General features: G+C 64.5%; 19 protein-coding genes. 8 read left to right on the plus strand and 11 right to left on the minus strand.

Going from position 1 to position 19,644, the window contains the following annotated elements:
- Positions 1–1,083: 1,083 nt before the first annotated feature.
- Complete coding sequence (gene rpmG, locus AABA84_RS12550) at positions 1,084–1,251, minus strand: 50S ribosomal protein L33 (RefSeq protein WP_008139339.1); 168 nt, start codon at positions 1,249–1,251, stop codon at positions 1,084–1,086.
- 207 nt (positions 1,252–1,458) lie between these two features.
- Positions 1,459–2,784, minus strand: a complete 1,326-nt coding sequence (locus AABA84_RS12555) for an LLM class flavin-dependent oxidoreductase (RefSeq protein WP_212245107.1) — start codon at positions 2,782–2,784, stop codon at positions 1,459–1,461.
- 211 nt (positions 2,785–2,995) lie between these two features.
- On the opposite strand from AABA84_RS12555, the gene AABA84_RS12560 reads away from it, so the two are divergent.
- Positions 2,996–3,538: a hypothetical protein gene (locus AABA84_RS12560; RefSeq protein WP_338312204.1), complete on the plus strand. Its 543-nt coding sequence runs from the start codon at positions 2,996–2,998 to the stop codon at positions 3,536–3,538.
- Positions 3,539–3,659: 121 nt separating this feature from the next.
- Here the strand turns inward: AABA84_RS12560 and AABA84_RS12565 are convergent, their stop codons facing one another.
- From AABA84_RS12565 to topA, 4 genes are read right to left on the minus strand one after another with little or no spacing between them, the layout of a single operon-like run.
- Positions 3,660–4,409: an NUDIX hydrolase gene (locus tag AABA84_RS12565; RefSeq protein WP_338307788.1), complete on the minus strand. Its 750-nt coding sequence runs from the start codon at positions 4,407–4,409 to the stop codon at positions 3,660–3,662.
- 30 nt (positions 4,410–4,439) lie between these two features.
- A complete protein-coding gene (locus AABA84_RS12570; RefSeq protein WP_338307790.1) occupies positions 4,440–4,880 on the minus strand; it encodes a DUF983 domain-containing protein in 441 nt (146 codons plus the stop codon).
- Positions 4,874–7,243: a ribonuclease R gene (gene rnr, locus AABA84_RS12575; RefSeq protein ID WP_338312205.1), complete on the minus strand. Its 2,370-nt coding sequence runs from the start codon at positions 7,241–7,243 to the stop codon at positions 4,874–4,876. Before rnr ends, AABA84_RS12570 begins: the two co-directional genes overlap by 7 nt.
- A 19-nt stretch (positions 7,244–7,262) precedes the next feature.
- A complete protein-coding gene (gene topA / locus AABA84_RS12580; RefSeq protein ID WP_338312206.1) occupies positions 7,263–10,007 on the minus strand; it encodes a type I DNA topoisomerase in 2,745 nt (914 codons plus the stop codon).
- Between the two features lie 312 nt (positions 10,008–10,319).
- Between topA and AABA84_RS12585 the strand changes: the two genes are divergently transcribed.
- Entirely contained in the window at positions 10,320–10,475 is a 156-nt protein-coding gene (locus AABA84_RS12585) for a hypothetical protein (protein ID WP_246550001.1), read from the plus strand.
- Positions 10,476–10,608: 133 nt separating this feature from the next.
- On the opposite strand, the gene AABA84_RS12590 is transcribed toward AABA84_RS12585, so the two are convergent.
- Together AABA84_RS12590 and AABA84_RS12595 are read right to left on the minus strand one after the other, a co-directional pair.
- The gene (locus tag AABA84_RS12590) at positions 10,609–11,256 is read right to left on the minus strand and encodes a flavodoxin family protein (protein WP_338312207.1); all 648 of its coding nucleotides are present in this window, start codon (positions 11,254–11,256) and stop codon (positions 10,609–10,611) included.
- A 112-nt stretch (positions 11,257–11,368) separates the two neighbouring features.
- The gene (locus AABA84_RS12595; protein ID WP_338312208.1) at positions 11,369–11,833 is read right to left on the minus strand and encodes a winged helix-turn-helix transcriptional regulator; all 465 of its coding nucleotides are present in this window, start codon (positions 11,831–11,833) and stop codon (positions 11,369–11,371) included.
- Between the two features lie 122 nt (positions 11,834–11,955).
- Between AABA84_RS12595 and AABA84_RS12600 the strand changes: the two genes are divergently transcribed.
- Positions 11,956–12,729 carry an SDR family oxidoreductase gene (locus AABA84_RS12600; RefSeq protein ID WP_212245066.1) on the plus strand — a complete coding sequence of 258 codons (774 nt, stop codon included), beginning with the start codon at positions 11,956–11,958 and terminating at the stop codon, positions 12,727–12,729.
- 175 nt (positions 12,730–12,904) lie between these two features.
- Positions 12,905–13,087: a hypothetical protein gene (locus tag AABA84_RS12605; RefSeq protein WP_338307798.1), complete on the plus strand. Its 183-nt coding sequence runs from the start codon at positions 12,905–12,907 to the stop codon at positions 13,085–13,087.
- Positions 13,088–13,158: 71 nt separating this feature from the next.
- On the opposite strand, the gene AABA84_RS12610 is transcribed toward AABA84_RS12605, so the two are convergent.
- A complete protein-coding gene (locus AABA84_RS12610) occupies positions 13,159–13,767 on the minus strand; it encodes an FMN-dependent NADH-azoreductase (RefSeq protein WP_212245056.1) in 609 nt (202 codons plus the stop codon).
- Positions 13,768–13,850: 83 nt separating this feature from the next.
- On the opposite strand from AABA84_RS12610, the gene AABA84_RS12615 reads away from it, so the two are divergent.
- Positions 13,851–14,297 (plus strand): winged helix-turn-helix transcriptional regulator, encoded by a 447-nt coding sequence (locus AABA84_RS12615; RefSeq protein WP_338312209.1) that lies wholly within the window; start codon positions 13,851–13,853, stop codon positions 14,295–14,297.
- Between the two features lie 276 nt (positions 14,298–14,573).
- Here the strand turns inward: AABA84_RS12615 and AABA84_RS12620 are convergent, their stop codons facing one another.
- A complete protein-coding gene (locus AABA84_RS12620; RefSeq protein ID WP_338312210.1) occupies positions 14,574–15,332 on the minus strand; it encodes a hypothetical protein in 759 nt (252 codons plus the stop codon).
- Between the two features lie 252 nt (positions 15,333–15,584).
- Positions 15,585–16,727 carry a DNA-processing protein DprA gene (dprA, locus tag AABA84_RS12625; RefSeq protein WP_338312211.1) on the minus strand — a complete coding sequence of 381 codons (1,143 nt, stop codon included), beginning with the start codon at positions 16,725–16,727 and terminating at the stop codon, positions 15,585–15,587.
- 91 nt (positions 16,728–16,818) lie between these two features.
- Here dprA and AABA84_RS12630 point away from each other — a divergent pair, with 91 nt between their 5' ends.
- From AABA84_RS12630 to AABA84_RS12640, 3 genes are all read left to right on the plus strand, one after another.
- Positions 16,819–18,060, plus strand: a complete 1,242-nt coding sequence (locus AABA84_RS12630; RefSeq protein WP_212245049.1) for an amidase — start codon at positions 16,819–16,821, stop codon at positions 18,058–18,060.
- A 75-nt stretch (positions 18,061–18,135) separates the two neighbouring features.
- Entirely contained in the window at positions 18,136–18,993 is an 858-nt protein-coding gene (locus AABA84_RS12635; RefSeq protein ID WP_338312212.1) for a helix-turn-helix domain-containing protein, read from the plus strand.
- Positions 18,994–19,036: 43 nt separating this feature from the next.
- Complete coding sequence (locus AABA84_RS12640; protein WP_338312213.1) at positions 19,037–19,639, plus strand: cupin domain-containing protein; 603 nt, start codon at positions 19,037–19,039, stop codon at positions 19,637–19,639.
- Positions 19,640–19,644: the final 5 nt, after the last annotated feature.

A 19,644-nucleotide genomic window follows, 5' to 3' on the forward strand; every position in this document is an offset into this window, starting at 1 on the left:
TAGATTCACAGCCTCTGAGGCGGCCGCTTCTTCAGCGGCCCTCGAAGGGCGACGGCCCGGCTGCATCTCGGCCGCTCATCCTTCGAGGCTCCCGGCGCGATGCTGTGCATCGCGCGGCTCGCAGCAACCGGCGAGCGGTATGGACTAGTGACGTCCTGACCGCTTGAGATCGGCGACCTTGAACCTGTTGCCGGCCTGCAGGCTGCTGCAAAACCAGTGGGCTCTGTTGCGAAACTCGCCCAGGAACACCTTCGTCTCGACGCAATTCTCGTAGGATGTATGGGTGATGGTGTCTCGGCACGTTGGCGAGAAAGGTCCATAGTTCACGTTGCCGCCCGACTCGCTGCATCCAATCCAGGGCTCGTTGCCGTGTCGGAAGCTTGATGCACAGCCACCGTTGCAGCTGCTGGCGACTTTCTCCAGGCTGGCAATCCTCCCCATTACAGAACCCGGTGCATAGGAAGGTGTGCGCGCGGTTGACGTTCGCGTGGTCGACGCAGTCCGACGCGGCGCCGTTGTGTTTGCTCCCCGCTCCGACACGTGCGGCTTTGCCACCTGCTTCGGCGCATCGACCGTGACAGGGGGAATCATGGCGGCAGAGCCAGTCGGGATTTGCGATGCGGCCGGGGCGCACAGCAAGACGGTTGACATGACAGCGATGGTTGAAGGCACGACAAGGCTCGATGACAATCTCATGACCATGTCCTTCCAATTCCGGGACGGCAATTTCGCACCGGTAACTGCACGGTAACAGACATTCCGGGTCGAGCAACTGAAGGTTGAAGAGGCGTTTGCCTAATGATTGGCCATGGTGGTCAGGAGAAAGTGGAGCACGTCAATTCGGTCTCGTGCCCCGGACGCAGCGCAGCGCTCCCGGCGATGCGAAGCATCGTCCGGTGCGGTGCGCTGCAGAGCCGGGGCCCATGCGGCCGCAGCGTCACGTATCGCGATCTGGGTCCCGGCTCTGCGCAGCAGCGCAAAGGCGCGCTGCAGCGCGTCCGGGACACGAGAGGGCCAAAATAAAACGGGGCCCGTGAGGGCCCCGCAAAACTCAGCAGCTTGTCCGCGATCTGACTTGATCTTTTACTTGATCTTGGCTTCGCGGAATTCGACGTGCTTGCGCGCGACCGGGTCGTACTTCTTCTTGACCAGCTTGTCGGTCATGGTGCGCGAATTCTTCTTGGCGGTGTAGTAGAAGCCGGTGTCGGCCGAGGACACGAGCTTGACCTTGATGGTGACCGCTTTGGCCATGTTCTGAACCTCAGAAAATTGGGGAATCTGGAGCCGGCCAAACGGCCCGCGTTGGCCGGCAACCTAGCCAGAAACCGCCTGATGTCAAGGTTTCGAAGCGTTTTCCAGCGAAGTGGGTACCGGTTCGCGTCAAGAAAACGCGTCAAAAACAACAACCTAGGGCCCCGGCAGGGGCTCTAGCGCGCAAAACCACCCAAAACGGCCCAATTATCCCTCGAAGAACCGATTTTTGGGCCGCGGCAGGCCCAGATTCTCCCTCAAAGTGGGCCCTTCATACTCTTTGCGGAAAATCCCGCGCCGCTGCAGCTCCGGGACGACCTTGTCGACGAAATCGTCGAGTCCGGCGGGCAGGAACGGGAACATGATGTTGAAGCCGTCGGAGCCGCGCCCGACCAGCCATTCCTCCATCTGGTCGGCGATGGTCTTGGCGGTGCCGACGAAGGACAGCCCGCCATAGCCGCCGACGCGCTGGGCGAGCTGGCGCACGGTGAGCTTGTCGCGCTTGGCGAGGTCGACCATGCGCTGCCGGCCGCTCTTGCTGGCGTTGGTCTCGGGGATGTCAGGCAATTGGCCGTCCGGATCGAAGCCCGAGGCATCGGTGCCGAGGATGACCGAGAGCGAGGCGATGGCGCTGTCATAATGCACCCGGCTGTCGAGCAGCGCGCGCTTCTCCCGGGCCTCATCGACGCTGTCGCCGACCACGACGAAGGCACCGGGCAGGATCTTCAGGTGCTCGGGATCGCGGCCGACGGTCTCCATGCGGCCCTTGATGTCGGCATAGAGCTTTTGTCCGTCGGCGAGGCTGCCGCCGCCGGTGAACACGGCCTCCGCCGTCTCGGCCGCGAGCTGCTTGCCGTCTTCGGAGGCGCCGGCTTGCACGATCACCGGCCAGCCCTGCACGGGGCGGGCGATGTTGAGGGGCCCGCGCACCTTCAGATATTTGCCGTTGTGATCGAGCGTGTGCATTTTCGAAGGATCGAAGAACAGCCCGCTCTCGACATCGCGCACGAAGGCATCGTCGGCGAACGAATCCCACAGGCCCGTGACGACGTCGTAGAACTCGCGGGCGCGCTTGTAGCGCTCGGCGTGCTCCATGTGGTCGTCGAGGCCGAAATTCAGTGCCGCGTCCGGGTTCGATGTCGTGACGATGTTCCACCCCGCACGCCCGCCGCTGAGATGATCGAGCGAGGCGAAGCGGCGCGCGACGTGATAGGGCTCGTCGAAGGTGGTCGAGCCTGTCGCGATCAGGCCGATGCGCTCGGTGACCGCGGAGAGCGCCGACAGCAGCGTGAACGGCTCGAACGAGGTCACGGTGTGGCTGCGCTTGAGCGCATCGATCGGCATGTTCAGCACGGCGAGATGGTCGGCCATGAAGAAGGCGTCGAACTTGCCGGCCTCGAGCTTCTGGATCAGCTGCTTGATGTGACCGAAATTGAAATTGGCGTCGGGCCAGGCCCCGGGATAGCGCCAGGCGCCGGTGTGGATGCTGATCGGGCGCATGAACGCGCCAAGCTTGAGTTGCCGTTGTGCCATCGCCCGGTGTCCGTTCTTGGTGACGTTGGGGAAAGACATAGGGACGCCGGGGAGCTGCGCCATTGGGGGAGGCGGGAAGAATCTTTTGTTTTTCGCGACGCGGTTAGCACAATCGCGTCATTTCGGGGTGACGCGCGGCGAGCCCGCAGGAGCCATCGAACCAATCCGCTGCCGGCTCCGACCTAAGCCGTGACCTCGTGAGGAGACTTCAATGGCAGGCGCAATGACCGTGGATGGCAGCATTGTCCGCATCGACCGGACCATGCCCTGGGTTGGCCGGCTGCTGTCGCTGCCGCTGCTGGCGGCCAGCTTCTATCTGCTGTGGAATGTCGCGCTCGGCCTGCGCCAGGATTTTTCCGGTTTTGGAAGGCTCGCCGACGATCTCGTGCCGGTGCTGGTGTTCACGGGGTTCGGGCTGCTCGTCGGCATCCCCGGCATCATCCTGCTGACGTTCCGCACTTTCGTCGTGCTCAACGAGACGCTGCGCCAGATCGTCATCACCAGGCAATTCGGCCCGCTGAACATTCGCTCGTCACTCAATCTCGCCGACTACCATTTCATCAGCGTCACCGACGACTACGACACCGATCTGACGACGTACGAGGTCAATCTCTGCGGCAACAAGGGCACCGAGCCGATCACGCTTCAGAGCTTCGCCAGGCGCGAGGAGGCGGATCATCTCGCAAGCGAGATCGGTCGCGTCCTCAAGCTCCCGGCGCGCGACTATGTCGGCACCGAGCCGGATGCGGACTAGGCTGGCTCTTCCCGTCATTCCGGGGCGCGCCTCTTGGCGCGAGCCCGGAATCCATTGCTCGGCAAGTCTCTGCGGCCCGATTGATTCCGGGCTCGCGCTGCGCGCGCCCCGGAATGACGACCTAGCCCAAAACATCCTTCTGCATCTTGCCGCCGTAGAAATGGAAGAACGGCACCGGCGCGTCGTGGCGCAGCGGGCCGGTGGCGAGGCGGGTGTGGAGCTCATTGAGCACGTTGCGCGTCATCGGATGCAGGTCGGCCAGCGGCTTGGAGCCGAGCTCGACCCAGACCAGCTCGACCAGTTCGGCATCGGCATGGATCACGCCATCGACGCGATGGGTGATTGCGGAGGCATCCGCCGTGAAGAAGCGCGTGTCGAACCGCTTGACGCGGCCGGGCGGCGTGATCGCGCGCGCGATCAGGAACAGGCTCGAGGGATCGGGCAGGAGGCCCGCATCGGCGAACGGCTTCCAGGCGCCTTCGAGCTTTGCTTTCCCTTCGGTCTTGCGGCCGAGGCAGAGGCCGGTCTCCTCGCAGGCCTCGCGGATCGCGGCAATGGCGAGAGACTTCGCGCGTGAAGCGGGGGTCTTCGGGCTGCCTTTGGCGAGGTTGGCTTCCAGCTCCGCCGTGATGGGCGCAGCACAGGGCACGCGATAGTCGGCCTTGTCGACGCGCCCACCGGGGAAGACGAACTTGCCGGGCATGAACACCACCTTGTCGTGGCGCTTGCCGACCAGCACTTTCGGAATGGCGCCGCTGCGATCGACCAGGATCAGCGTCGCCGCATCCCTCGGGCGGAAATAGGGATGGTGATCGGCTTCCTTCTCCTCGTGGACCCTGGCTTTCTCCGCGACTTGCACAATATCCGTCATGTCCTCACCCAAACGCTTCTTGCTTCTTGCTTACACAGGCGGAATACCATCCGGAGGGTTGTCGTCAAACCCGTGCATGCGCAGAGCCCATTGCAGGCCGACCACAGCTCCCTTGACCGGCTGCAGCAGCGCCAGCGAGGCGACGAAAGTGAAGGGCAGATAGGCCGCGAAGCTGATCCAGACCGGCGTCGTGTAATTGGTCTCGATCCAGAGGATCGTGGGCACCACGATGTGACCGACGATGACGATGACGAGATAGGCCGGCAGATCGTCGGCGCGGTGCGGCGTGAAATCGAGGCCGCATTTGGCGCAATCGTCGGCGGTCTTCAGGAAGGCGCGGAACAATTTGCCCTCGCCACAGCGCGGGCAGCGGCCGCGAAAGCCGCGCTTCATGGCCGTCCAGAGATCGCGCTTCTCGACCAGCCCCGTCTCGCGCGTCCAGATTTTTGGGGCCGTGCTCATCGTCACCATGCTTTGCCCTTTTTACCGCCGCCTTTGCCCTTGTTCTTTCCCTTGTTGTTTCCCTGGCCCTTCTTCCCCTTGCCGGATTTTGGCTTCGCCGGCTTGCGTTTTCTATCCGGGCTCCGTCCGGGCTGCGCCTTGAGCGAAGGGCGGCGTTGCGGACCCGGTTGCCTGCGGTCGCGCGGCGCGGTCTCGCTGGATGACGACAGCAGCTCGAAACGCAGTGCGCCTGCGATGGGAGCGGCTTCGACCAGGCGGACGTCGACGACGTCGCCGAGCTGATACATGGTGCGGCTGCGCGTGCCGACGAGGGCGTGCCGGCTCTCGTCATAGTTGAAATATTCCGTGCCGAGGGATCGGATCGGGATCAGGCCGTCGGCGCCGGTATCGGCGAGCTTGACGAACAGGCCGGCGCGGGTGACGCCGGAGACGCGGCCCTGGAAGCTGGCGCCGATGCGGTCGGCGAGGTGATGGGCGATCAGCCGGTCGACGGTCTCGCGCTCCGCCTTCATCGCGCGCCGCTCGGTCACCGAGATGTGGGCTGCGACCTCGCCGAGGCTTTCCGGAGTCTCGCTGTCGGGCAGCGCGCCTTCGCCGAGACCGAGCGCGCGGACCAGCGCGCGATGCACCACGAGGTCGGCATAGCGGCGGATCGGCGAGGTGAAATGCGCGTAGCGGCGCAAATTCAGGCCGAAGTGTCCGTAATTCTCGGAGGAATATTCCGCCTGTGCCTGAGCGCGTAGCACCACCTCGCTCACCAGCGGGTAATAATCATGGCCTTCGAGCTGGGCCAGCACGCGGTTGAACGTGGTGGGACGCAGAGCGCCCGATTTGGCGAAGGGAACGTCGAGCGTCTCCAGAAATTCCGCGAGTGCGTGGACCTTCTCCAGCGTCGGCTCGTCGTGCACGCGGTAAATCAGCGGGAGCGATTTCTTCTCCAGCATCTCGGCCGCCGCGACGTTGGCGAGGATCATGAACTCCTCGATCAGCTTGTGCGCGTCGAGGCGCTCGGGCACGACGACGCGATCGACCGTGCCGTCGCTCTTCAGGAGGATCTTGCGCTCGGGCAGGTCGAGATTGAGCGGATCGCGCTCGTCGCGCGCGCGCTTGGCGCAGGCATAGGCGGCGTAGAGCGGTTTCAATATCGGATCGAGCAGGGGGCCGGTGGTATCGTCGGGCCGTCCGTCGATCGCGGCCTGCGCCTGCGCATAGCTCAGCTTGGCCGCCGACCGCATCAGGATGCGATGAAAACTGTGCGAGCGCTTGCGGCCATCGGGGCCGAGCACCATCCGGACCGCGAGGGCGCCGCGCGGCTCGCCCGGCACCAGCGAGCAGAGATCGTTGGAGATGCGCTCGGGCAGCATCGGCACGACGCGGTCGGGGAAATAGACCGAATTGCCGCGGTCGAGCGCGTCGCGGTCGAGCGCGGTGCCCGGCCGCACGTAGAAGCTCACATCGGCAATGGCGACGTTGACGATGAAGCCGCCCTTGTTGTTCGGATCCTCGTCGGGCTGCGCGTGTACCGCGTCGTCGTGATCCTTGGCATCAGGCGGATCGATGGTAACGAGCGGAACGTCGCGCCAATCCTCGCGGCCCTTCAGGTTCGCGGGCTCCGCCGCTTCCGCGTCGCGCATCGCGGCGGGCGAGAATTGCAAGGGGATGTCGTGGGCGTAGATCGCGATCAGGCTGATCGCCTTCTCCGACTTGACCGAGCCGAGCTTCTCTTTCACGCGGCCGGACGCCAGCCCAAAGCTGCGCGTGCGGACGATGTCGACGCTGACGAGATCGCCGTCCTGCGCGCCGTGTGTGTCGGCCGGGGCGATGTTCAGCTCGCGGTCGGCGGCCTTCTTGTCGACGGGGACGAGCCGCCCGCCGCCTTCGGGAAGCGCGCGGAACACGCCGAGGATGCGGCTCTTGGCCTTGTCGAAGACCTTGATGATGTGGCCGCGATAGGCGGGGCCTTCGGTCTCGGACGTCGGCTCGACGCGCAGCAGCACGCGGTCGCGGACGCCGGCGACGGTGCCCGGCTTTGGCCGGCGCGGCATCTGGATACGGATTTTAGGGGGCTCGCCGCTTTCGACCTCGTCCCATTCGGTAGGCGAGGCGATCAATTCGCCGTCGGCGTCGCGCCCCGTGATGTCGGCGACCAGCGTTGACGGGAGCGCGTCCGGCTCGGACACCTTGTGGCGTTTTTTCTTGATGGTGCCGTCGTCGGCGAGCTCGCGCAATATGCGCTTGAGCTCGACGCGATCGGCGTTCTTCAGGCCGAACTCGCGCGCAATTTCGCGGGTGCCGACGTTTCCTTGATTTGCCTTGATGAAGGCGACGATGGCGCTCCTGTCGGGAAAGCCATGGTCATTCTTGCGTTTCACTTAACCTCTAATTCTTGATCTAGGTCTTGCCGGCACTCTTCTTGGCCGGAGCCTTGGTGGCGGCGGCCTTGGTCGGCGACGTTTTTGCGGTCGACGACAAGGCTGCGCGCGCCTTGCTGGTGGATTCGGATTTGGTCTTGGCCGCCTTCTTCGCGGCCGTCTTTTTCGGTTTCGGCGCGGCATCATCGCCGTCCGCAGCCTTCGTCGCGGTCTTCTTGGCCTTGGCCGGCTTCGCCGCCTTCTTCGGCTTCTTGCCGCCGCCCTTGGCCGCGCGCTCGTCGATCAGCGCGATCGCCTGTGCCAGCGTGACGGTGTCCTTTTCGAACTCGGCAGGGATCGTCGCGTTGACGCCGCCCGCGGTGACATAGGCGCCGTAGCGGCCGCTCTTCACGGTGACGGTGCCGAGCGAGGGATGATCGCCGATCGCCTTGCCGGGATCGGCGCCGAAGCGGCGGCTCGGGCCCTTGGCGACCTTTTCCGCGATCAGCGTCACCGCCCGGTTGAGGCCGATGTCGAACACTTCGTCGCCGGCCTCCAGGCTGGCGTAGGTCTTCTCATGCTTGACGAACGGCCCGAAGCGGCCGAGGCCTGCGGTGATCGGCTGGCCGGTTTCCGGATGTTTTCCGATTTCGCGCGGCAGCGACAATAGCTTCAACGCAAGCTCGAGCTCGACATCGCCCGGCGAGGTGCCCTTGGGGATGCCCGCGCGCTTAGGCTTCTCGCCTTCCTCATAATCCTTCTGCTCGCCGAGCTGGATGTAGGGGCCGAAGCGGCCGGCCTTGACCCAGACATCGCGACCCGTATCAGGATCCTGGCCGAGCGAACGGTCCGCGCTGGCCTCGCCGTCGGCGGCGAGCTGACGGGTGTAGCGGCACTCCGGATAGTTCGAGCAGCCGACGAAGGCGCCGAACTTGCCGGCCTTCAGGTTGAGCCGGCCGGTGCCGCAGTTCGGGCACTGCCTGACGTCGCCGCCGTCGGCACGGGGCGGATAGATGTGCGGCCCGAGCATCTCGTCGAGCACGTCGAGCACCTGCGCGACGCGCAGATCCTTGATGTCGTCGACGGCGCCGATGAAGCCGGTCCAGAAATCCTTCAGCACCTGCTGCCAGGAGATCTCGTTGTTCGAGATGCGGTCGAGCTGCTCTTCCAGCCCAGCGGTGAAGTCGTATTCGACGTAGCGGGCAAAGAAGCTTTCCAGGAACGCGACCACGACGCGGCCCTTGTCCTCGCCGTGCAGGCGCTTCTTCTCCAGCTTGACGTAGCCGCGGTCCTTCAGCACCTGGAGGATCGAGGCGTAGGTCGAGGGACGGCCGATGCCGAGCTCTTCCATTCGCTTGACCAGCGAGGCCTCGGAGAAGCGCGGCGGCGGCTCGGTGAAATGCTGGGTGACGGCGAGCGACTGCCGCTTGAGCGCGTCGTTCGGGCTCATCGCGGGCAGGCGGCGGGAATCCTCGTCCTCCTCGTCGTCGCGGCCTTCCTGGTAGAGCGCGAGGAAGCCGTCGAACTTGACGACCTGGCCGGTGGCGCGCAGCTCCAGCGTGCGGGAGCCTGCCTTCGCGGTGATGTCGACGGTGGTGCGCTCGAGCTCGGCCGATTCCATCTGGCTCGCGATGGTGCGCTTCCAGATCAGCTCGTAAAGCCGCGCCTGGTCGGCATCGAGCTTGCGGCTCATGCTGTCGGGGCGGCGGGACATGTCGGTCGGGCGGATCGCTTCGTGCGCTTCCTGGGCGTTCTTGGCCTTGGCCTGGTACTGGCGCGGCGCGTCCGGCACGTAGGCGTTGCCGTAATCCTCACCGATCACCTTGCGGGCCTGGGTGATCGCAGACGGATCGATCTGCACGCCGTCGGTACGCATATAAGTAATGAGTCCGGTGGTCTCGCCGCCGATGTCGATGCCTTCATAGAGGCGCTGGGCGATGCGCATGGTGTGCGCCGGCGCAAAGCCGTATTTGCGGCTGGCTTCCTGCTGCAGCGTCGAGGTGGTGAAGGGCGCCTGCGGATTGCGCCGGGCGGGCTTCGCATCGACCGAGGTCACGGCGTAGGCGGCGGTCTCCAGCGCCTTCTTGAAGTCTTCGGCTTCCGCGCCGGTTCCAATGTCGAGGCGCTGGATTTTCTTGCCGTCGGCGCCGACGAGGCGGGCCTCGAAGGCATCGCCGCGCGGGGTGAGCAGGGTCGCGATCAGCGACCAATATTCACGCGCGACGAACTTCTCGATCTCGAGCTCGCGGTCGCAGACGAGGCGCAGCGCCACCGACTGCACGCGGCCGGCGGAGCGGGCGCCCGGCAGCTTGCGCCACAGCACGGGGGAGAGGGTGAAGCCGACCAGATAGTCCAGCGCGCGGCGCGCCATATAGGCGTCGACCAGCGCGCCGTCGATCTGGCGCGGATGCTTCATCGCGTCCGTGACCGCCTGCTTGGTGATGGCGTTGAACACCACGCGCTCGATCTTGTGGTCCTTCAGCGCGCGCTTTTCCTTCAGCACCTCCAGCACGTGCCAGGAGATGGCCTCGCCCTCGCGATCAGGGTCGGTGGCGAGAATCAGGCGGTCGGCGTTCTTCAGGGACTTGGCGATGTCATTGAGCCGGCCGGCCGCCTTGGGGTCGACCTCCCAGATCATCTTGAAATTGGCGTCAGGATCGACGGAGCCGTTCTTCGCGGGCAGGTCGCGGACATGGCCGAACGAGGCCAGAACCTCATAGGACGAGCCCAAATATTTGTTGATCGTCTTGGCTTTCGCCGGCGACTCCACAATGACGATATTCATGTAGTTCCAGTAACTTACGGGAAAATATGGGGCCGAAAACGAAAGGACTCGGGTCGGCCGTTTCGACCCGAACATGGGTGGTGAGGCCCTCGCTGTCAAATCGGAGGCTGTTGAAAGCCGCCCGGATGGGAAAAGTTTCATATCGAGAAAGTTGCAAAATACCACCTTGGAGTTGCGATCGCTATCGGCGTAATGTTTCCGCGGGGCATGGATTCGGGGTGGGGTCTGGTGACTAAGCCAGGAAAGAAACGGGCGCGCGCCGGATCAGGTGCGCCGGGAGGCTCGCGCCACGAGGAACCGGGAGAGGGCGGCGTGGACGAGGCGGTCGCCTTCATCGCCGAGCAGATCGGGCCCTTGCGCAAGCTCGCCGAGCGCCACAAGCTTGACGTGCTGCATTATCTCCTGGGCATGACCAAGCTGGAAGCCGACGAGCATTTGAGGCTGCGGAGCAAGCGCAAGCTGTCGTGAGGGCACTGCCCAACCCGTCATCCTGAGGCGCGAGTGGCGCGATGCGCAGCATCGCGCCGGGAGCCTCGAAGGATGAGCGGCCGAGGTGTAGCCGGGCCGTCGCCCTTCGAGGGCCGCTGAAGAAGCGGCCACCTCAGGGTGACGGTGATCGATATGAGCGCGCTGCCTCAACCTCGTCATTGCGGCTTGCTATTTTGGCCAATCGCTGGCCGAGATATTCGGCCGTGATCAAGTCGCTGTGCGGCAACGCACCGTCGATGATGTTTGTCGCCAGTCCAAGCTGGCTGCCCAGACGATTGCGGCCGCCCGGGTCCTCTCCTCCCGGGACATCCAGTCCGCACCAGAGCATGCCGTGCTGAGCAGCCAGGATCGTAAAGTAGGTCAGCGTGTGGAGTTGATCGCCCCCCGCGAGAGCGCCCGTGGTGAATCCGGCTGCGAACTTGTTGGCCCATCGCTGCTGGGTCCACCGGTCGCTTGAGGCGTCCGCGAAGGCTTTGAATTGCGCCGCTGCTCCGCCCATGTAGGTCGGGCTGCCAAATGCGACCGCGCTGGCGCGGTCGATCGTTTCTAATAAGCTCTCATTCTGGAAGCGGCCCGACGCGATATCGTCGCCTGTGATGCGACAAAGCGCGACGTGCGCTATACCATCCGCTCCGCGCGCCACTGCATGCGCCAGCGACTCAGTGGTGCCGGAGATGGAAAAATAGACGATGGCGAGCAGGGGCATGGGTGCCACTTTCGGCCATTTGAGCATCTTCGACGCCGTCTGTATTTTGTACAAGTCCTTTCAAGCCGTCATTGCGAGCGCAGCGAAGCAATCCAGAGTCTCTCCGCGGTGGCAATCTGGATTGGTTCGCTGCGCTCAATGACGGTGTGGTGGCAACCGTGCGTCATTACGCCGACCGCCGCCGCGGCGGCCGCGGCTTCAACATGGTGTCGGCGGGCGTAAGCAGCCGTCCGTCCGCCGCACGCATTTCGAGCTTCTTCACCGGGCGGTGCTTGGCGCGATCCACCAACACGGTCGCGATCTCCTCAGGCGCGTCGTCGAACTCCTCGCTCCATTGCCGCAGCGCGACCAGAATGGGGAAGGTGCCGCGGCCCTTCGGTGTCAGCACATATTCCTGATAGGCGCTGCCGTCGGAGGCGGGCGCGGTCGCCAGGATGCCGTGGTCGACCAGCGCGCGCAGCCGGACTGACAAGATGTTCTTGGCCATGCCGAGCTTGCCCTGGAATTCGCCGAAGCGGCGCAGGCCGAACAGCGCCTCGCGGATGATCAGCAGCGACCACCAATCGCCGAGCGCGTCCAGTGACCGCGCGATCGGACAGGCATCGCCCTCGAAGCTCGTTCGTTTCACCATCGTCGTCTGTCCTTTCGCGTTCGCACGATTGCCGAGCCGATCACGCGCTTGTGTGGTTGCATCATAAAACCATATGCCCTAGATGGCAATCTAGTTTCATAATGCAACTACTGGAGGCGAACGTGAGATTGACGAACAAGACGGCCCTGATCACCGGCGGCAACAGCGGCATCGGGCTGGCAACGGCCAAGCTGTTCGTGGCCGAAGGCGCCAAGGTGGTGATCACCGGACGCAACAAACAGACGCTGGAGGCGGCCGCGAAAGAGCTCGGGCCGAATGCACTTGCGCTCGCTGCGGACGCCACCGACATCGCCGCGACGGAAGCCGCGATCAAGCAGGGGGCCGAGAAGTTCGGCAAGTTCGACATCGTGTTCGCCAATGCCGGGATCGCCGGCGGAACGCCGCTCGGCTCGGCCACCCTCGAAGTGTTCGAGAAGGTCATCAGCACCAATCTGACGGGCGTGTTCTTCACGGTGCAGGCGGCACTGCCTTATCTCAACGACAATGCCTCGATCATCCTCAACGGCTCGGTGATCTCGGTGCTCGGCATTCCCGGTTACTCCGCCTACGGTGCCGCGAAGGCCGGCGTGCGCGCGATGGCGCGGATCATGGCCTCGGAGCTGTCGCCGCGCGGCATCCGCGTCAACGTGGTGGCGCCCGGCGCGATCCGCACGCCGATCTGGGGACCTGCAACCGCAACACCGGAAGCCGAGAAGGCCTTCGAGAAGCGGATCGCACTGTCGACGCCTCTGGGGCGCATCGGCGAAACCGATCACGTTGCCAAGACGGTGCTGTTCCTCGCCTCCGATGATTCCGCGCATGTGCAGGGCCAGGAGATCTTTGTCGACGGCGGCGCGGTGGCCTCGCCGAGCGGCGCGCCGATCTATCGCGGTTGATCAAGTGAAGTGAAAATTGAATCAGTCGGCGCGATCGTTGCGGTTGCGCCGACGGGTCTCTGCACCTCGCGAGCTGTATTTCCCTGAACCTTGCGTGAAGCGTTGAACCTTCGCGCAAGCTGCCAAGACATTTTTATGGGCAGGGGTCACAAGACTCATTTCAAGGGAGCCCGATATGCCAAAAGCAGCCCGCATTTTTTCATCGATTTCAGCGCCGCGCATTTACACCGAAAATTCCGCCGTTCCGGCCAGACGCTCCGATACCTCCGAACTCATCGGAGTAGTGCTGTTCGCGGGCATTGGCCTGTTCATCTCGCTCATCGCCGTGATCCTGGGCATGCAGGGCGTCTGGTTTTAGCTTCGCATATCGCGCCGCCGTCCATCAGCCGCCGCAGCGATTCCCGCGGCGGCTGATGCTTCGCTACGGCTTCAGGCCGCGCGCAGGCTGGTTGCCGCCTGAAGCGCGCCGGCCAGCGATTTTTCGCGGTGGTCCGGCCCGACCTGGATGCCGTCGGCAATGATGAATTCGGGATCATGGATGCCCATGAAGCCGAACACGCCGCGCAGATAGCTTTCGAGGTGCTCCAGCGCTGAAGCCGGCGAGCCCGCGCCGTAATAGCCGCCGCGCGAGATCGCCACGATCACGCGCTTGCCGCCGGCGAGCCCCTCGGGGCCGGCCGCGCCGTATTTGAAAGTCTTCCCCGCCACCATGATGCGGTCGATCCAAGCCTTGAGCTGGCTCGGAAGCGTGAAATTGTACATGGGCGCGCCGATGACGACGGTGTCGGCGGCCAAAAATTCGTTCAGCACGGCCGCGCTCGCAGCAAGATCAGGACCGAGTTCCGCCGGCGCGGGCGCGCCCTGCGCGGCGGCGAGGTGCGAGCCCGAGAGGTGCGCGAGCGGGGTCTGGGTCAGGTCGCGATAGGTGATGTCCAGCGCGGGCGTCGCCTGCCGGAGCCGGTCGACGATGGCCGCGGAGACCTGCCTGGACACGGAGTGGGGGCCGAGCACGCTGGAGTCGATATGGAGCAGTTTCATGTGGGGTCACCCTGGTATAAGTTTGTAACCAGCGCTACATGAGTGACCATAGAAATCCCCGCAAGAACGCACTTTTTTGAGCCATGGGCACATCTTTGAAACCTGAGAACACCGATTTGCCTGCTCCGCCGAGGCCAACTGCGAGGTCAGATGCGAGGCCAGATCCAATCCCGGACCCCAACCATGCGGATTGCCGCGGCGTGGCCTCCGTGCTGTCGCGCGTCGGCGACAAATGGAGCGTGTTCGTGATCATGATGCTCGGCGACGGGCCGAAACGCTTCAATGAGCTGAAGCGCATGATCAACGGCATCTCGCAGCGGATGCTGACCTTGACGCTGCGCGGGCTGGAGCGCGACGGCCTTGTCACGCGCACGATCTTTCCGACCATTCCGCCGCGCGTGGACTATGAGCTGACCGATCTCGGCCGCGGGCTGCAACAGCCGGTGAAAGCGCTCGGGCAGTGGGCGATCGACCATCTGGTGCAGATCGAGGCGGCGCGCACGCGCTTCGACGAGCGCAACGTCGGCTAAAGGCGGACGAACTTGCCAGTGTCGCGACGGGCCCTCCAGGGGGAGGGTAGAAGTTCGAGCATCATTTCATCATGCATTAGGTGGTTTGATCTCCGCTCGCCTTATTCCTCTAACTTTAGATATTGCTCTAGGTTCACCGTCTTACTTAGCTTGGCCTCGGCATCGTTTGCGATGCCTTGCCCAGTGTCATCAGTCTTGCAATAAGGCTGGTGTCTGCCTTGCAAAGTCGGAATCCGAAAGCGGCGGATGCCCACTAGCCGGCCGCTTTCACGCGCGTTACAGGGTAAAGCTTGAATCTACGATCGACAGGTAGAGCATCGTGAAAGTCGTGGAACTACTTGATGTCCTCCCTCCCTTGCCATTCACACCTGGGCCGGTCACTGTTGCCGCATTCCCCGTTCCTAGCGAAACCGATCCACCGACCGAGACGCCTCCTCCGACCTCGAAGCCGTTCGAGGATGTGAAGGTGCCCTTATCGGCACGCACCGCGTCGGCAACTAGAATGACGCGTTTGCCCTGTGCCAGCAGCCCAGCAATCTCGGACTTGCATGCGCCTCCGATTGACTTTCGGACGATTTCCGCTCCCTCCGCGCTAAGTGTTACGACGCGGGCATTCTCTGTCTTGAGGACATCGGAGGGGTTATAAGTGCCGCTTGCGGAAGCGCTTAAGATTCCGAGTTTGATGCCCGTGACATTGGCACTGAGTGTAGCTCCAAGACTTGTCGTATTTTCGGCATAGAGCGGTGCTCCCGACGCGGAGGTGTACTTTGTGATGTTAGCGAGAACTGCGGTCCGCCCGAAATCTGCGTAGCAGAGTTCGGAAAATATTGTGCCGTCGGCAAGTGCGAATACCGGGCGTCTGCCCTGGCCTTCAAAATAAAGATGACCCACCTGCAATTGAGTTGTCGGAACGATGCCCTTCTGGCCGATCGCGATGTAGGCCGGAGGAAATGCCCCTTGTCCTGGACAGCCTCCAAGCAACGGAGCAATGACCGCTAACGCAAGCAAACGCGCTTCAACACTTACCTTACGCATGATGTCCCCCAAAAAAAAATGCTGCCGCTAGGCAAGCCACCCACCAAAACACCGCCGCTCCCCCTCCGAGCGGCTTCGGAAACCGAACAACAGAGACCGTGGCGCGAAACCGCGCTCAGTCCATCGAAAATATGAAAATCCCCAAACTTGCCGCTAAGTCTTCCGCATCTCTGGGGCGAAATCAAGAGGCGATACAACTGCGGCAGAATGGCGCAGGAGACCAAGGTCCGAGACAGCCAACTCTCTTGGCGTCTACAGCAACGACACCAACCCGCCGCCGTGACGTTCGAGCTTTCCGGCGAGTTCGAGCTCCAGCAGCACGGTGCGCACGATCGCGGGCGAGGCGCCGGACATCCGCACGAGGTCGTCGATCGAGATGGGGGTAGGGCCGAGCAGGCCGGTGATCTGGTCGCGGTCGTGCCCTTGCGGATCGCTCTCGAACGGCTCGCTGTCGGGCTCGCTTGCAGGAATCATCAGCGGCCGCTCCATGATCGGTGCGACCGCATTGATGATGTCGGCAGCTTCGGTGACGAGCGTCGCGCCCTGCTTGATCAGGTCGTTGGTGCCGGCAGCGCGGGGATCGAGCGGCGAGCCGGGCACCGCGAACACCTCGCGGCCCTGTTCGGCCGCCATGCGCGCGGTGATCAGCGAGCCCGAGCGGTGCGCCGCCTCCACCACGACGACGCCGAGCGAAGCGCCCGAGATCAGGCGGTTGCGGCGGGGGAAATCGCGGGCGCGCGGCTCGTGGCCGAGCGGCATCTCGGAGATCGCAGCGCCTGCGTGGTCGAGGATCGCGGCGAGCAGGTCGCCATGCTCGGGCGGATAGATGCAATCATGGCCGCCGGCGAGCACCGCAACCGTGCCGCTCTCGACGCTGGTGCGATGCGCGGCCTGGTCTACGCCGCGCGCGAGCCCGGAGATGACGACGAAGCCGGCCTCGCCAAGCTCGCGCGCCAGCAGGCCTGCGAATTTCAGCCCGGCGCCGGAGGCGTTGCGCGAGCCGACGATCGCGATCATCGGCCGCATCAGGGTTTTGGCATCGCCGCGCACGGCGAGCAGCGGCGGCGCATCGTCGATCATCGCCAGCCGGGTCGGATAGCCGTCCTCGCCGGGCGTGCGCCAGGCGATGCCGAATTTGCGGCCTGCGGCGAGCTCGGCCTTGGCCTCATCCGCGCTGCAGATGCGCCCCGATCGCTGCGCACCGCCGCGGCGCGCCAGATCCGGCAGCCGCTCCAGCGCGGCGCGCGGGCTGCCGAAATGATCGACCAGCGAGCGGAAGGTGCGCGGGCCCACATTGTCGGAGCGGATCAGCCGCAGACGGTCGATCCGCTCAGCCTCGGTCAGCTCCACGCTCGGATTGATGGCGTCCACGGCGTCTCCTTGTAGCCGCAGCATGGAACAACCTGAGGGCGTTGCGCAACAGCGACGTGCGCTTGCGCGACCTCGCCCCGATGCTAAAAGCGATGCCAATAAGAAGGGTTTTGCCATGATCTCACTCGCCGACCTCCAGCGCCGCATCGAAGCGGGCGAGCTTTCGCCCGATGCCGCCATTGCGCAATCGCACGCGGCGATCGAAGCCAGGGAGAAGGACGTCCACGCCTTCGTCCGTCACGACAAGGCTGCGAAAGCGCAAGGCACCGGCCCGCTGCGCGGCATCGCCGTCGGCATCAAGGACATCATCGATACCGCTGACATGCCGACCGAGATGGGCTCACAGATCTATCGCGGCTGGCAGCCGCGCGCCGATGCGCCTGTCGTGATGATGCTGAAGCGGGCAGGCGCCACCATCATCGGCAAGACCACGACCACGGCGTTTGCCTCGCGCGATCCGACCCCGACGCTCAATCCGCATAATTTCGGCCACTCGCCGGGCGGCTCGTCCGCGGGTTCGGCGGCGGCCGTCGGCGCCGGCATGATCCCGCTTGCGCTCGGCACCCAGACCGGCGGCTCGGTGATCCGGCCCGCTGCCTATTGCGGGACTGCCGCGATCAAGCCGTCGTTCCGGATGCTGCCGACGGTCGGCGTGAAATGCTATTCGTGGGCGCTCGACACGGTCGGCCTGTTCGGCGCCCGCGCCGAGGATCTCGCGTGCGGATTGCTGGCGATGACCGGCCGCAGCGAATTTTCCGGCATCGTCCCGGCGAAGGCGCCGCGCATCGGCGTGGTCAGGCAGGAGTTCGCCGGCGCCGTGGAGCCGGCGGCCGAAGAGGGCCTGTTGGCCGCGGTGAAGGCGGCGGAGCGCGCCGGTGCCAGCGTGCAGACGATCGATCTGCCCGAGGCGGTGCAGGAGGCCTGGCGCATCCATCCCATCGTCCAGGATTTCGAGGCGCATCGCGCTCTGGCCTGGGAGTTTTCCGAGCGTCACGACGAGATCGCGCCGATGCTGCGGGCGAGCCTCGATGCGACGGCCCATCTGACGCCGAAGGAATATGACGAGGCGCGCCGGATCAGCCGTCGCGGCCGCCGCGAGCTCGGCGAAGTGTTCGAGGGCGTCGACGTGCTCCTGACCTATTCGGCGCCCGGCACAGCGCCGGCCAAGGCGCTCGCGACGACAGGCGATCCCCGCTACAACCGGCTGTGGACCCTGATGGGCAATCCTTGCGTCAACGTTCCCGTGCTGAAGGTGGGTGGCCTGCCGATCGGCGTGCAGGTGATCGCACGTTTCGGCAACGACGCGCGCGCCCTCGCGACGGCGTGGTTCCTGGAGGACGCGCTCGCGCGGGCGTGAGCGTGCGCCTTACCTCAACTTTATGTAAACGCGGCGGAGGCAACTGCGCCGCTCCTCGGCCGACCAATTGAATTCATGACTCTCCCGCACCGACAGGGTCCGCGCGGCCCACAATTCTTCGCCGCGAGCGAAAGTCTCGGCGAGATCGTCGAGGCGCTTTGTGATGTCGATCTCGCGGATGCCGCGACCGCCTGCGCGCGAACGATCAAGGTGCTGCCGACGACGTCGCCGGTACTGATCGTTCACTATCGATCGCCGATGGCCTCGCAACGCGGAGTCTACAAGGGCACCGTCAACGGCATGCACACGCGCGCGGAGGCGCTGAAGCCGAGTGGTCCGGTCGGTGTCGTGCTGGTGCGGTTGAAGCCTGAGGCGGCCGATCGCGTGCTCGGGGTCAGGCCTGCCGACCTGCTCGATGCCAGCGTCGAAATCTCCGACATCTTCGGCGACAAGGTTGCCGCATGGCTTGAAAAGCGGCTCGCCGGGGCTCGCAGCGCGGCTGCGCGCGTGACTTGCATGCAGGGCTTTCTCGAGCAGAGGCGGAGGCCGTCACGCCTCGATCCGCTGGTTGCACGGGCTATGCGGGCGATCAGGCGGAATCCGGCGATCTCGATGCGCGGGCTCGCCGATTGCCTCGACATCGGCGAACGCAGCCTTCAGCGCCGCTTCAAGACCGAGACCGGGGCGAGCGCGAAGCGGTTCGCACGGATCGAGCGGATGCTGCAGGCGATCGCGGCGCGCCGGTCCGGCGCCGATTGGGCCGATGTCGCGCATGCGTGCGGATTCACAGACCAGGCGCATCTGATCCGCGACTTTCGCACTTTCGCGGGAAGCTCGCCGGAGGTGTTCTGCCGGCGTGTCGCGCCCGACGGAGTGCAGGGGTGGAATGACGAACTCGCGTCGTCGGATTTTTACAATACGTTCGTCAGCTAGGCCGCTACCAGCGCGTCTCCAGACTTCGCAAGGAGACGCAAACATGTCGACAGAGTTCGCCCGCGGCACTCGGCTGCGCAATGCCTTCAACAAGGAGACGTTTGTCTTCTCCGGACTGCTCGACAACCGTGACGTCGCACGTTTCGGTGTGATCCTCGAAAAGGGCGGCTCGGGCGGCGGCAACGCGCTCGTGCACGTGCATCCCAGCGCGGACGAGCACTTTGCAGTGAAGAGTGGACGCATCAAGTTTGTCGTCGACGGGCGTGAGCAGTTGGTGGACGCCGGCAGCAGCGTGACCGTGCCACGTGGCAGGCCGCATTATTTCGCCAATGCCGGCGACGGTAACGCCGAGCTCGAGGTCTCGTTCATGCCAGCGCAGCAGCATCTGCGCTTCTTCGCCAATTTCGCAACGCTTACGGTGAAGCAACCTGCGTGGTTCTCTAGAGCGGGCGATCCGAACTTTCTCCTGATTGCACTGGTGCTGCACACCTATCGCGATCACCTCTATCTCGCGGGCGTGCCGATCTGGCTTCAGAAGCTGCTGTTCGCGACGCTTGCGCCCGTGGCGCGCCTCGTCGGCTACCGGATGGCAATCGAGCCGCTCAGCGAGGCGCTAACCGGGGCCGGGTCTGGTTCGGACGCCTGAGGCGC

Source organism: Bradyrhizobium sp. TM239 (assembly GCF_036247985.1).
In the GTDB taxonomy this organism is placed as follows: Bacteria; Pseudomonadota; Alphaproteobacteria; order Rhizobiales; family Xanthobacteraceae; genus Bradyrhizobium; species Bradyrhizobium ottawaense.